We start from the raw sequence: 14233 nt of genomic DNA, 5'->3' as shown, positions 1-14233 counted from the left end.
AAACAAATCTTTAAAAAATACATAAAATGCTAATAGTTAGTCAATATTTTAATATTGCTAACTTTTAAGACTAAAAGGGGTGATTTTATGTGTGAATGTGAAGTTTGTAGAAGAAAGAAAAACCGAGATCCATTAAATCGGGATTGTGAGCCGAAAAAACGAGCTCCTAAGCTAAAAAAAGAGGATTGTGAACCAAAAAAAGAGGATTGTGAACCAAAAAAAGAGGATTGTGAACCAAAAAAAGAGGATTGTGAACCAAAAAAAGAGGATTGTGAACCAAAAAAAGAGGATTGTGAGCCAAAAAAAGAGGATTGCGAGTCAAAAAAAGAAGATTGCGAATCATTAAATTATTATTCGTTTAGTAAAAATACAAATTTTTTAGAGGAAGCTATACAAACAGATAAAATCGATCAAATTTCTGAGGAATATATTGAAATAGTTGATTCAGCAGATGTACAAGTTACTACTACAGATACAAAAGCTGCGCTATCTATCCAAGCGGCATTACAAGCAGCTATTGTGGTTGTAGTAAGTATTTCTATAGCAGATAGTGAAAAGGCAGATAAAATAACACAAGAATTATTTCAAAAATCAGCTATTAAACAAATTAATAGACAAAAAACATTTATTAAAAATTCCAGAAACGTAACCGTAACAACTACTGATACAGATATTGCAGTGAATATTCAAATTCTCCTTCAAATTTTATTAGCTTTATTAGTTAAACTAAACATTTTATAAAGTGTCTATCCTATTGATATTTAGCTATAAGTTTTCACTCTAAGTAAACGTTTTTTGTTGTAACATATGGTACAAGCTTGGACTTCTTATTATGACTGAATTAATATTCAAGATAAATGAAAAAGCAAGTGTGGAAAACTACAAATAAAGTTGAAATACATTATTTAACAGTAAATGAAACTTATATTTATGTGAAGTGAAGGAAAGAAAGCTGACTTCTTATTAGAAGCCAGCTTTTTGAAGTTATTAGTAAAAAGAAGTGGAAAATAGAAGATTAAGTTACTTGTCCAAGCAATTTTTATTAAATTACATATAATGCTCTTAGTTATTTGAAATTTTTATAGAAAATTGATTGGAGTGAATATTGTAAATGGATGATTTAAACAAATTTTCTTCCTTTAAGTTTGATAAGGATCAAAAGAATATAATTATAGACCTTTTACTCTCAGATATTTTTAATAGGCATGGGATAAATGAAGAAAAACTAAAAAATTTATCGCCAGAAAAAAAGCAGCAAATTAAAAGTATTGTTTCTGAAATACAATCACAAGTTAATAATTATTTAGATTGAAAGGGGGTGAACGTATGGACAAAACATGTCATTCAGATGAAAATAAAAAATGGAGTGCATTAGATTACTCAAATCCTCATCCATCTTTTAAAAATGCTAGTGTTTCAGAAGCAGCTGCGCAAGAAAGTAAAACTTACCAAATTTCTGAAGAATCAATTACAATTGTCGATTCAGCAGATGTAGAAGTTACTACTACAGATACAAAAGCTGCGTTATCTATTCAAGCGGCATTACAAGCAGCTATCGTGGTTATAATAAGTATTTCTATAGCAGATAGTGAAAAAGCTGATCGTGTTGCACAAGAATTGTTTCAAAAATCATCTATTAAACAAATTAATAAACAAGAAACTGTTATTAGAAATTCTAGAAATGTTACAGTTACGACTACTGATACAGACATAGCAGTAAATGTTCAAATTCTTCTCCAAATTTTATTAGCGTTACTAGTTAAATTGAATATTTTATAAAGTGTTTAACTTGTTTTTTATCTAGTGATTCTTTTACTGTTTTAATTATAGTACAGGCTATAAATATTACTCATAACTGGACTAATATTTAACATCGCTAAAATAATAATGAGAGCAATGTGATGGAAAATGAAGTTTGGTTATTTTATGAAAATTTAAAAGCCATTTCCTTTATTGGATTTGGCTTTTAAATTTTAAACAGTATGAATTTGAAAAGATTATATTAAGATAAAGAATTAAAATATAATGATACAAAATACTTATAAAATTATTCGTGTTTTAGAAAAATAATAAGAAAAAGGTGTTTAAAATAGAATCATTTGTATTAACAGTTCAAGTTTTGAAGAATAGTGCATACAATATAAAGTGTTTTCCTTTCTTCATTTAAGTTTTACGTATATAATTTAAAAGTACTATTTTTATTTTATATTTTTTATATTTATAACAGAATAGAGGTTTAAAAATGGGTGTTAAAATCATTACGGATAGTGCGGCGGATTTACCGGTAGAATTGCTGCAAGCATATGATATTGATTTAATTCCACTCCGTGTTTATGATGAAGCAGAAACAGAGTATTTAGATGGAGTTACATTAGAGTCAGTTACATTATTGCAAAATATGAGAGAAGGCGCTGTTTATAGAACGTCATTACCTTCCCTTGAAACTTTCCAAGAAAAATTTGTTTCTTATGCAAAAGAAGGTAATCCTTGTATATATTTAGCTTTTTCATCTGAACTGTCTGGTACATATCAATCATCAGTTCTCATTAAAGAGGAAGTAAAAGAAACATATGCTAACTTAGATTTAGAAATTATTGATACGAAATGTGCTTCGCTTGGTCAAGGGCTTGTCGTATTAGAAGCTGCTAAAATGGCAAAAGACGGTGCATCAAAAGAAGATATTTTAAAGCGTGTTGATTTTCTAATGAACCATATGGAACATATTTTCACTGTAGCTGACTTACAGTACTTAGTGAGAGGTGGACGTTTAAGTAAAGTCGCAGGATTTATCGGTGGTTTACTAAACATTAAGCCGATTTTAAACGTGGAAGAAGGAAAACTTGTACCACTTGAAAAGGTAAGAGGGAAAAAGAAAGTACTTGGCCGAATTGTCGATATAATGGAAGAGCGTGGAAAAGAACTTAAAGGTCAAACAATTGGTATAACTCACGGTGACGATCTAGAAACAGCTGAAGCGTTAAAAGCATTAATTACAGAAAGATTTGGCTGTGAAGTATTTATCGTAAATACAATTGGTGCAGCAATCGGAGCACATACAGGACCTGGCGTTATAACGTTGTTTTTCTTAAATGAAGTAGAGTAAAGGATTGATCTTTTGATCAATCTTTTTTTAATCTAATTTATCCCGCTTTAACGGGCAGTAAGACCCCCACCTCAAAATTCAGCGGAAACAAAGAAGTTAGGTGGGGGATGAACAAAACCCCCACTGATTAAAGTTTCACTTTATATGTAATTATTTATTAACTTTCTCTTTAAAAGGTAAGAAGGTAGATAGGAAAGTGATAATCGCTAGTCCAAAGCCGAATCGTTCAGTTTGATCAATTACTAAGTCGTTTTTCCACTGAAAAATGAAAGAAGCGAATATTAAAAGTAAAGCAGCGCCTCCAACATATCTTACTATTTTTCGTGAAGATGCATCTTTAAGTCTTACAAACATGTGTATCATCCTTTCGTATTTATTAAATAATTCGACAAACTAATTTCTAGGATTTGATATTAATAATCCATCTATTAAATTTATTTGATTTTCTTGTTTACAATAGATATCTTCTATCTACTAGATAAATGTAATGAACTATAACTATCTTAAATGAATAATAATAGTTTACATGTAGTTAAATCCTTTTCATTAAGTTTATCGCAATTCAAGTATATGACTCTGTCTTTGTTAATAACAAGTAGTAAAATCTCATGAAAAAAATGGACGGAAAACCCAAATTTTAACCATAAAATTTAACAAGCCATCTAGAAATAATCATAGTATGAATGTAAAATTAAAACGTGTGAGACATTTTTTTACATTTGTGAAATTATACATTTTCTTAATATGAAAGATTAAGCAATACATAATGGCTGATTTGGTAAAAAGTAAGAAATGGTTAAGCAGGGAGAGTAGAAAGATGGAAATAGGAGAACGTATTCGCCATGTTCGAATGCACAAAGGATTAACACAGGGGGAGCTCGTATCAGGAATATGTTCAATAACATATTTAAGTAGAATAGAAAGTGGAAAAATAAAACCGTCATCTTCTTTTATAAAAAAAGTTTCTAAGAAGTTAGATGTAGATAGCGATTATCTTATAAATGGAAATTATGAGGAAATAAAGATTACTATTTTTAATATATGTAATAAATATAAAAAAGATAAAAGTATTACAGAAGCTGACTTATCTTTGTTAGAATTATACGTTCGTGAAGTACACCATATACCTTTATTACTAAAGGTATATGGTGTACTTATATACTATCATGCCCGGCAAAAAAATATGTTATATGTGAAGTCGCTTATAGTTCAAGCTTCGCAAATGATACCAAGTCAGGTTGAAATGCAAGATCCTGAAGATTATATTTATTATTTAAAAGCTCGAGGTTTATATTTTTATAATAAACAAGACTACAGTGCTGCTCATGATATATATGTACAGGCTGAGAGTTTACTTGGAGCAGAAGAAACTGAACAACATGGTCATATATACTATAATTTATGTCATGTATATAAGGAGCTTTATAAAGATAAAAGTATTAGTCGTTTGTATGCCTTAAAAGCTTACAACATATACAGAAAAAATGGTATGCAGAAGAACGTAGTAAATACACTTTTAATGCTTGCAATATTGTATATTATGGATGAATTATATGAAAAGGCACTTGAAATTTTACAGCAAGTAGAAAATAGTTTGGCTATTAATGGTGAGTCAAAGTATTTACCTGTAATTTCTTATGATTACGGGAAAATTTATCAAGGTTTGAAAGACTATGCGAATGCCATTAAATACTACGAAAAAACTTTGGAATTAAGTGAATTTTTATCACAGAAAGATCAAAAAGTATATGCGTTACGAAACATGTTGGAGGTTTACATAGAACTTAAAGATTGGGAAAATGTTAATAAGGTTATGAATGAAGCATTTCATTTTTTATCAATTTATGATGTACCAATTGCACATGTTCAACTATATGGTTTGAAAGCTAAAGTATTCAAAATACGTGGAGATTATTATGAATATGAGAAAAATATGCAAAAGGCAATTGAAGTGGGAGTAGAAAAAAACCAACATCGTTTAGTTGCTGAATTATCCTATGAATTAGGTAACTTTTATAATGAAAATCGCTCTTATAAATTATCTGCGAAGTATTTTAAAATATCAGCTGAAAATAAAATGGATTTATAAAGAAGTTTAGTTAAAAGTTCTTATAAATTGTAAAGGGTTATCCAAAAGAGTAGAGTATTTTATACTTTTTGGATAACCTCTTTTATTGCTATTCTATAATTACCGGTCGATATGGTATTGGTGAAGATAAAATCATAGAAGTTTTAACTGTTCCAAATGGTATAACAATATCAATCAATTCCTCTAATTCCTTCATAGAGTGAACTGCCACTTTTAAGTAATAGCTACTTTCACCTGTTACTCGGTGGCATTCAAGAATCCTTTGTTCTTCGTATATTTTCTCCTCAAATTTTTTGCATGGAATCTTTAAGTTTTCGATTCTTAAAAATGCTTGAATTGATTTTCCAATTATATCAAGTGATATTCGAGCTGTATACTTTTCAATTATTCCTGCATCTTGTAATCTTTTTAGTCTTTCTGTGACACTAGGGCGGCTGAGGTGCAGGTGATCAGTCATTTCTGTAATTGTCATTCTGGCATCCTCTTGTAATAAAAGGGTTATTTTTTTATCGATTTCATCCATGAATTATGCTCCTTTACAAAATTGAAAGTAAATTTCTGAAATAAATACACAATATAAAATCTTATATTAAATTACATACACTTTTGTATATTGAATAGACTGATAAGTTCCTATAATTAAAATATAAATGGAGGTGTATGTAATGTCTAATCATTTTAATGAAACAATTTCTATTAAAAAAGGGACAGCTTTATACGTCGGAGCGGTTTTAGGATCAGGAATTCTTATATTACCTGGTATGACAGCAAGTGTAGCAGAAGGGAATGCAATTGTTTCGTGGCTTTTTATGATTTCACTTAGTATTCCACTTGCATTCACATTTGCTTTTTTATCAATTGAATATCCAAGTGCTGGTGGAATTGCTACTTTTTCAGAGAAAGCTTTCGGCAAAAATATAGGCGCCATTATAGGTTGGTCTTTTTTTATTGCAGGTAGTGTTGGGCAAATTGTTGTCTCAATGACTGGTGGAATGTATATAGTGAGAGTGTTTGCTTTATCATCATATTTTTCTTACGTTATAGCGCTTATTATTTTAAGTATTTCAATCGGTTTCAATTTATATGGGTTAAAAATGAGTGGAGTGTTTCAAGTATGTATAGGTGTATTAACTTTCTTTATTTTGCTAATAACAATTATTAGCTCACTACCTTATATTGAAATAAAAAATATAAATGTACATATTTCTATGCATGAAATAAATCCAATTTTAGAGGCATCTTTATTAATTTTTTGGTCTTTTTTCGGCTGGGAAGCTATTGCAAGTTTAGCTCCTGAATTTAAATCACCTAGAAAAAGAAATATTATTTTATCTACGGGATTTGCGATTGTTATTATTGGAGTTTTATATATAGGTATTGCATTATCAGTAATTGGAACGAAATCTTATTATATCAATGCTGATAATACTACAGCTCTTGTGCTTGTAATCAAGCAAACATTAGGTGCCCAATTTGCATGGATAATTGGATTTGTAGCTTTTATCATTTGTTTAGGGACGACAAATGCATTTATTGCAAGTATGGGGCGCTTAGGTTATTCACTAGGGAAAGAAGAAATTGCACCTCGTTATTTAGCACATATTAATGAAAAAAGAGAAAACCCAACAAATGCAGTAAAAGTGGTAGGTTGTATTGCAATAATTGGTTTGCTAATAAGTTTCGTTTTTCAAATTAGTATAGAGAACATCGTATTAATACCAAACTCATTAGGAATTATTACATATATAGTCGGTGCTGCGGCTGGAATGAAATTAATAAAAAACAAGTTAGGAAAAGTTTTTTCTGTAGTAGCTTTTACATGTTGCATAGTGGTTTATCCTTTTATTGGGGGAGTAATACTTATTCCATTGGCAGTATCATTCATATGTTTATGCTATTTGCGGTTTCGTAACAGAAGATAAATAAGAATGAGATTATAGAAATCTAAATATTTAAAGATATTAAAATTTTTTCGTTTCATATATAATTGTGAAGGGGGAATATTTGTAACTATTTGTAAAAAAGGGGGCGGCTATAAAATGCATGAAATTGCTAAGTGGGATTTAGATTCATTGTATTCGAATGAAGATATCCTAACTCCAATATTGGAGTTAAAAGAACAATTTTTTGTAACAAAAGATATAGGGATTCTTTCAAATCTTATACAAGCTATTGAAAAAGCAGAATACTATTTGTACTGCCGATTGGCTGAAGAAAGTGTTTCATCTGACATTACTAGATTGACTGTGAAAGTAAAGGAACTAAAAAGTGAAGTGCAGCAAGTCATACAGCAAAGTGAAGTGGAAATTACTGATAATACTAGGCTAATAAAAGATGAACTACATGCGTGGGAAAATATGTACATACAATTAAGGAATAGGATAGAAATAGAGCACAATAATAAGCAATTATCATTTGGACAAGCAAATCATGTTGCAATGAATAGTGATAATGAAAAGGAAAGACTAGAAGTATTCGAGTTATTAACATGTACTTTACATAAGGAGAAAGAAATTTTTGCTACTGTATTAAATCAAATAGGAAGATTGCGTAATACAAAGAGTAATGAATTAGAAGATAGAGAGATTTTAGCAAGGTCCCTTCATGCGAATGGTGTTTCAGAAACTGTATTATTACAAATATGGAATGCGACAGAAGAAAATCTAGATAAATTAGTTAGTGCTTTAAATGTGTATAAGAAAGGCAGAGCTTCGATTACATGGCATGAACTTATGACAGTAAAGGAGAATAATGAGGTTATTATTCCTTTTTCAGTAGCAGTACAAAACATATACGATGCATTAAAAAATATAGATGAAGAATTAGCAGAATTTGCACGTCATGCGATAGAAAGTGGTTGGGTAGATGCAGAACCGAGAGAGAATAAACCCCCAGGTGGATTTTGTGCTCCTTTTTTCAGTGAAAAAGAATCTCGAATCTCTATGCGTTATGACGGAAGTATCGATAGTGTAAGGATACTTGCCCACGAACTAGGACATGCTTGGCATTTTTATAATATGAGTTTTGAGCAATCCTCTTCTTTTTTAGATGATTATTTGCCAATGAGTACAGCTGAATCAGCGTCTATTTTCTTTGAAACATTGCTTATAAATTATCTAATTCAAACAACAGATAGTATAGATATAAAAAAGTCATTGCTTAGCTGGAAAATAAGAAACTGTTTTAATTATGTAATGGCAATTCGAGCATCGTACGAATTTGAGAAGAACTTTTACGAGAAATGTAAAGAAAGTCCTTTAAGTGCTGATCAAATCGAGAAATTATCTATAGTAGCGCAAGAAAAAGCATATGGAAATTCATTATCAGAATATCAGCCGTTCGTGTGGATGAAATATATTCAATTTTATATAGCAGATGTTCCTTTTTATAATTATCCATACACATTTGGATATTTAGTTAGTTTTAGTTTATTAGAAATAGCTAAAGAAAGGAAAAGTACTTTTCATTTGAAATATAAAGAGTTTTTACGAGAAACAGGAAAAGCTCCAGTGGAAGAACTTATGAAAAAACATTTTGAAATAGATATAACGAGCTATGAATTTTGGGATAAAGCCTTTAAACAAATTTCTAAAGATATTGATGAATATTTGCAACTTATGTAAGGGGAGAGTAAAGTGAATCACCAACTTATAAAGGGAATACCTTTTTCAACTTTAGAATATGCAAAAGCTATAAGTTTATTAAAAGGTTGGCTACATGAAAAACAAGAGAAACCAAGATTTGTAGTAACTGCAAATCCTGAAATTGTTATGTCTGCAAAGGAAAGTACGGCTAAATCTAAACAGTTTAAAAAGATGTTACTATCTGCGGATTTAATAACAGCGGATGGAATTGGTGTCATAATTGGCTCGAAAATATTAAAAGGAACGCTGAAAGAACGCGTCACTGGGGCAGATATCACTCACGATTTAATAAAATATTGTAACGATAATAGATACCGCGTCTTTCTTTTTGGAGCTGCTCCAGAAAGTAATAAAAAGGCATTAGAAAAATTAAATGAGCAGTTCCCAGGAGCACAGTTTAAAGGACAGCATGGATTTGTAAATGGTGAAGAAATAGAAGAAGTAAAAATGAAAATAAAGCAATTCAAGCCGCACTTACTGTTAGTAGGACTAGGTTCACCGAAACAAGAAGAATTCATCTATGAAAACATACAAACATTAAACGTTCCACTATCTATAGGTATCGGAGGTATGATCGATATAATATCTGGTACTGTAAAAAGAGCACCAAAAATTATGAGGGATACAGGAACTGAATGGCTGTATAGGTTACTTTCGCAGCCGAAAAGATTTAAGAGACAACTTGTACTTCCGAAATTTTTAATTTCAGTTTTGGTAGAGAGAATGAAAAGAACAGCAAGTTAAGAAAGGACAAAAAAGATGATAGAGTCGTTATCTAATGAAAAAGCTAATATGATATTACAAGAGCTGCAAGTAGAGTGCGAATCTTTATTTGAATTTAAAATACAAAAAGTAATTCCAATTCATCGTGGTTGGTTAAACTTAAAGTGGAAACTCGAAACGGATGTAGGGAACTTTGTATTAAAGCAATATAATAAAGAACGATATAAGTTATATGACCCATTGACTTTATTGCAAGCATTACAACAACAGCAAAGATTACATAATAATGGTGTAAGATGCCCAAAATTGTTAACTTATAAAAATAATGTAATGCATATATCAAAAACTGATGAACGATTTATAGTATTAGAACATAAAGAAGGTAATCTAGTCTCACCAGGAAAGGTGAATAAAAAGGAAATCCACTCTCTTGGTCAGACGATAGGTCATATGCATAAATTGTTAAATGACGGCACTTTAATAGAAGGAGAAATCCCTAAATTTGTTCCGCCTACTAAAGAGGAAAGGTTGACCTATTGGGAAGAGAAAAGGAGAGAAGCAGAGAAGCTAGGAAAAGAGCACATTCTTCCTTATATAAAATTACAACAAGAGGCAACACAATTGGTAAATGTAGATCAATTTAATAATAGTAAAAAGGGATGGGTGCACCGCGATTTATGGGTAGATAATTTCTTATTCTATAACGATAAAGTCTCAGCAATTCTAGATTTTGATCGTATGGATTATGATTATGTAGAATTGGACATTGGGCGTACGGTTATATCTTGTGCCTTACATGATGGGGTTTTAAATAAGAGTCTTGTTGCATCATTTTTAGAAGGATACCGCAATGAATTAGACTTTCCAGTAGGGAATATTGTTCGGGCAATTCAAATGCTTTGGTACATGGAGAGTACTTGGTGGATTCATGCCAATATGGATCAGCATAGTGTACCACCTTCACGTTTTGCGCATGAAATGAATTGGATAGCTGAAAATTACGGTGCATTACATAATATATTGGCAGGCTTATAAGTGAAAAAGGAGACTATATTCATGAACAGAATCGGAATTATCGGAGCAATGCAAATTGAAATAGACTTACTTTTAGAAAAATTAGTTGTACAAGAAGAACAAATAATTGCGGGAATGCCTTTTTACGTTGGGGAATTCATGGGAACAGAAATAATTGTTACAAGATGTGGTGTAGGGAAAGTTAATGCAGCCGCATGTACGCAAACGTTAATTCATAAATTTGATGTAGATGCTATCATCAATACCGGTGTTGCTGGCGGGCTACATCCAGATGTAAAAGTTGGCGATATAGTTATTTCAACGAATGTAACTCATCATGATGTAAGTAAGACTCAAATGAAAAACTTATTCCCGTTCCAAGAGGAGTTTTACGCAAGTAAGAAATTAATGGAGTTAGCACGTACTGCATGCAATAGTAGTAGTTTACATATTGGAGTTCATGAAGGGAGAATCGTAAGCGGTGAATGTTTTGTTGAAGATTCAAACCTAAAAGCGAAATTAATAGATGAATATGCACCGCATTGTACAGAAATGGAAGGTGCAGCAATTGGACATGTTGCCTACATAAATGAAGTACCGTTTCTCGTAATGCGATGTATTTCTGACAGTGCAGACGATGAAGCACAAATTTCTTATGATGACTTCGCGAAAACGGCCGCAAACTATTGTTCAGAAATTATCGTTGAGATGCTGAAAAATATATCAAGTAAAACTGTATTATAATTCAAAAGGAGAGAATGAAATGTTACAAGCATTAATTTTTGATATGGACGGAACGTTATTTCAAACAGATAAAATTTTAGAATTATCGTTAGATGATACATTTGATCACTTAAGATCCCTTCAATTATGGGATACGGTAACGCCTATCGATAAATACCGTGAAATAATGGGTGTACCTTTACCGAAAGTTTGGGAAGCTTTATTACCGGATCATTCTCTTGAAATAAGAGAACAAACAGATGCATATTTTTTAGAAAGATTAATTGAAAACATTAAGAGCGGAAAAGGTGCTTTATATCCGAATGTAAAAGAAATTTTTACATATATAACAGAAAATAATTGTTCAATTTATATTGCTAGTAATGGTTTAACTGAATATTTACAAGCAATCGTATCTTATTATGAGTTAGATCAATGGGTTACTGAAACGTTTAGTATTGAACAAATAAACTCACTTAATAAAAGCGACTTAGTAAAAAGTATTTTGAACAAATATGATATAAAAGAAGCAGCTGTAGTCGGGGATCGTTTATCTGATATAAACGCAGCTAAAGATAATGGCTTGATTGCGATTGGATGTAATTTTGATTTTGCACAAGAAGATGAACTTGCCCAAGCTGATATAGTAATAGATGATTTACTGGAGTTGAAGGGGATATTGCCTGCTATACAGAGATAATGAAGTTGTTTAAATTACAATATAATCATTCTAAAAATAATAAAGTCGTTTAAAAATCTTTCTTCCATTAACGGAGTAAATTGCTTAGTGGGGAATTAAAATAAGTACTTGTGGCTTCTGAAGAAATGGAAAAAGAAAGATGTTAAATGCAAAGTAGACTCTGTTATACAGAGGTAGAGATAGTGGTATTCATTTGTGATGGATTAGTAATGGTTTGATTTGGATTATAAAGTGTGTGCGTTTTTTGCCAAGTACTATATGACTTATTCTATGGAGGAAATATGCTTAAAGATAATTTTAACATTAATAATATTCCCACGGTTTTGTGGGGAGATAAAAGTGAAAAAGTTTTTATTGCAGTACATGGAAATATGTCAAATAAGGAAGATGCAGTTATTCAAATATTAGCTGAAGAAGCTAATCAAAAAGGTTATCAAGTATTAAGCTTTGATTTACCTGAGCATGGAGAAAGAACAAATGATAATACTCCTTGCAAAGTACAGTTTTGTGTTAGTGAATTATCTATAATTATGAATTACGCAAAAGAGCATTGGAAAGAAGTGAGTGTGTTTGCATGTAGTATAGGAGCTTATTTTAGCCTTTTAGCCTATCAAAATGATGTGATTGAAAAGGCATTATTTTTATCACCAGTAGTTAATATGGAACGAATTATCGAAAATATGATGAAATGGTTTAATGTAACACCAGAACTTTTGCAAAAAGAAATGACTATAGAGACACCAATTGGTCAAAAGTTATATTGGGATTATTTATGCTATGTAAAAGAACATCCTATTAATACATGGAATATAGATATAGATACATATATTATGTACGGAGCTAAGGATGAACTGTGTGAATTTGAAATTATTAACGATTTTACAAAAAAACATCGTTGTGCATTAGAAGTCATGGAGACAGGTGAACATTATTTTCATACTGAAGAACAGTTAAAGATATTTGAACTGTGGTTACAAAAGCTTATAGATTAACAAATTATAACTTAACTTGAACAATGTTAGAGTAGAATGATGAATTTATAAACTGATATTATATTTGAGAGACATTATAAATGTAAATCTATTCATTTAAGCAAACAGCTACTTTAGTTCAATAAGACTTAAACAACTATATTATCGATTTAAAACTGAAGTGAAGAATACACATACTACGAATTGAATAAGATAACAATCATAAAAATGCTCAGAATAAATGATTCTAGAGCATTTTTATGTGTTTCTATATTAAGGGGGGATTTACTTGAAAGATATACATATTCAACAAATTGAAGATTTAATGATATACGAATCCGATTATCTTGTTCAGGAAAGCAAAGATGAAGGGTTTTATTTCCTAATAAAACTAATAAGTGAATATGAAAATAAAATAAACACATTTAATAAAACGGGTGAATGTCTATATGGTATTTTTCAAGGGGAAAAGTTAATTGGAATAGGAGGGTTAAATGAGGATCCATATACAGAAAATAATAAGATTGGCCGATTAAGGCGATTTTATATTTCAAAGGACTATCGTCGTATAGGGCTAGGGAAGTCGTTATTAAACAAACTATTATCTCATGCGGAAAAGAATTTTAAAGTAGTTGTTTTACATACAGATACAAAACAAGGTGATGCATTTTATAGTGCAAATGGATTTGTGAAGGGGCAGGTATATAAAGGCTCTAGTCACTATAAAGTATTATGTTAGTAAAAAAAGAGACCTCTGCTTCGAAAAATAAGCTTATGAAGTCTCTTTTTTCTAGTCAATTATGTTTAACATTCATTTCTTTCAATAGTCCCTTCGGATCACCTTTTACATAATAAAAATGTGGATTATTTTCATCGTCGTAAAGCATAATATAAGGTTTTTGATTAAGAGGGAGAAGAATAAGTACTTCATCAATTGTTGTTTGTAGCCATTGATTTGTAATAGAAACTGGTTTAGATAAAGGAATTTTTATCATGTGACCATCTTTTGGAACGACATTTAAGTTTTTGAAGGGGCCAGTAATGGATTTAGCAAATTGAACAGCTTTTTTTTGAATAGCTGGATCTAAAGATTGTTTTTGAATGACCATTTCTTTTTGACAATCAAATACTTCAATTTGTTGATTTGTATTTGCTAACACATTTGTCGATAATAAGAAACAAAGAAGAGTAATGACTCCAATTTTTTTAATCATAATACAACACCTCGTCTTTACTATACCCTTAAAAATTTCAAATATTTTTCTG

General features: G+C 30.6%; 14 protein-coding genes and 1 pseudogene. 12 read left to right on the top strand and 3 right to left on the bottom strand.

All coding sequences use genetic code 11. The annotated features are described in order from the left end of the window. The first annotated feature begins 87 nt into the window (after nt 1–87). The 4 genes from PDQ40_RS06830 (at nt 88) to PDQ40_RS06815 (ending at nt 3103) form a co-directional block, all read left to right on the top strand. Nucleotides 88–741 carry a spore coat protein gene (locus tag PDQ40_RS06830; RefSeq protein ID WP_193655008.1) on the top strand — a complete coding sequence of 218 codons (654 nt, stop codon included), beginning with the start codon at nt 88–90 and terminating at the stop codon, nt 739–741. A 370-nt stretch (nt 742–1111) separates the two neighbouring features. Beyond that, complete coding sequence (locus PDQ40_RS06825) at nt 1112–1312, top strand: spore coat protein W (RefSeq protein WP_000342253.1); 201 nt, start codon at nt 1112–1114, stop codon at nt 1310–1312. Between the two features lie 14 nt (nt 1313–1326). Beyond that, the gene (locus tag PDQ40_RS06820; RefSeq protein WP_000361679.1) at nt 1327–1779 is read left to right on the top strand and encodes a spore coat protein; all 453 of its coding nucleotides are present in this window, start codon (nt 1327–1329) and stop codon (nt 1777–1779) included. A 463-nt stretch (nt 1780–2242) separates the two neighbouring features. Then, nucleotides 2243–3103, top strand: coding sequence for a DegV family protein (locus PDQ40_RS06815; protein ID WP_000538286.1), 861 nt, complete (start codon nt 2243–2245; stop codon nt 3101–3103). Nucleotides 3104–3253: 150 nt separating this feature from the next. Here the strand turns inward: PDQ40_RS06815 and PDQ40_RS06810 are convergent, their stop codons facing one another. Then, entirely contained in the window at nt 3254–3457 is a 204-nt protein-coding gene (locus tag PDQ40_RS06810; protein WP_000498065.1) for a hypothetical protein, read from the bottom strand. A gap of 463 nt (nt 3458–3920) precedes the next feature. On the opposite strand from PDQ40_RS06810, the gene PDQ40_RS06805 reads away from it, so the two are divergent. Further along, entirely contained in the window at nt 3921–5192 is a 1272-nt protein-coding gene (locus PDQ40_RS06805) for a helix-turn-helix domain-containing protein (RefSeq protein ID WP_086405245.1), read from the top strand. 88 nt (nt 5193–5280) lie between these two features. On the opposite strand, the gene PDQ40_RS06800 is transcribed toward PDQ40_RS06805, so the two are convergent. Then, nucleotides 5281–5715, bottom strand: coding sequence for an Lrp/AsnC family transcriptional regulator (locus PDQ40_RS06800; RefSeq protein WP_000343324.1), 435 nt, complete (start codon nt 5713–5715; stop codon nt 5281–5283). A gap of 142 nt (nt 5716–5857) precedes the next feature. Between PDQ40_RS06800 and PDQ40_RS06795 the strand changes: the two genes are divergently transcribed. From PDQ40_RS06795 to PDQ40_RS06760, 7 genes and pseudogenes are all read left to right on the top strand, one after another. Further along, nucleotides 5858–7114 (top strand): APC family permease, encoded by a 1257-nt coding sequence (locus PDQ40_RS06795; RefSeq protein WP_000064913.1) that lies wholly within the window; start codon nt 5858–5860, stop codon nt 7112–7114. Between the two features lie 117 nt (nt 7115–7231). Then, nucleotides 7232–8815: a M3 family metallopeptidase gene (locus PDQ40_RS06790; protein WP_000544309.1), complete on the top strand. Its 1584-nt coding sequence runs from the start codon at nt 7232–7234 to the stop codon at nt 8813–8815. A 12-nt stretch (nt 8816–8827) separates the two neighbouring features. Continuing rightward, nucleotides 8828–9580 (top strand): WecB/TagA/CpsF family glycosyltransferase, encoded by a 753-nt coding sequence (locus PDQ40_RS06785; RefSeq protein WP_001016401.1) that lies wholly within the window; start codon nt 8828–8830, stop codon nt 9578–9580. A gap of 15 nt (nt 9581–9595) precedes the next feature. Further along, nucleotides 9596–10594 (top strand): phosphotransferase, encoded by a 999-nt coding sequence (locus tag PDQ40_RS06780; protein WP_000573044.1) that lies wholly within the window; start codon nt 9596–9598, stop codon nt 10592–10594. A gap of 21 nt (nt 10595–10615) precedes the next feature. Beyond that, nucleotides 10616–11996: pseudogene (locus PDQ40_RS28115) on the top strand (5'-methylthioadenosine/adenosylhomocysteine nucleosidase). 281 nt (nt 11997–12277) lie between these two features. Beyond that, nucleotides 12278–12988, top strand: coding sequence for an alpha/beta hydrolase (locus tag PDQ40_RS06765; RefSeq protein WP_000910324.1), 711 nt, complete (start codon nt 12278–12280; stop codon nt 12986–12988). 268 nt (nt 12989–13256) lie between these two features. Beyond that, entirely contained in the window at nt 13257–13706 is a 450-nt protein-coding gene (locus tag PDQ40_RS06760; protein WP_000651670.1) for a GNAT family N-acetyltransferase, read from the top strand. A 55-nt stretch (nt 13707–13761) separates the two neighbouring features. Here the strand turns inward: PDQ40_RS06760 and PDQ40_RS06755 are convergent, their stop codons facing one another. Then, complete coding sequence (locus PDQ40_RS06755) at nt 13762–14181, bottom strand: hypothetical protein (RefSeq protein WP_000591788.1); 420 nt, start codon at nt 14179–14181, stop codon at nt 13762–13764. Nucleotides 14182–14233: the final 52 nt, after the last annotated feature.

This window comes from Bacillus cereus group sp. Bc061 (genome assembly GCF_027715825.1).
Taxonomy (GTDB): domain Bacteria; phylum Bacillota; class Bacilli; order Bacillales; family Bacillaceae_G; genus Bacillus_A; species Bacillus_A paranthracis.
The sequence above is the reverse complement of the archived record's forward strand: the minus strand, read 5'-3'. Positions and strand labels throughout refer to the sequence as shown.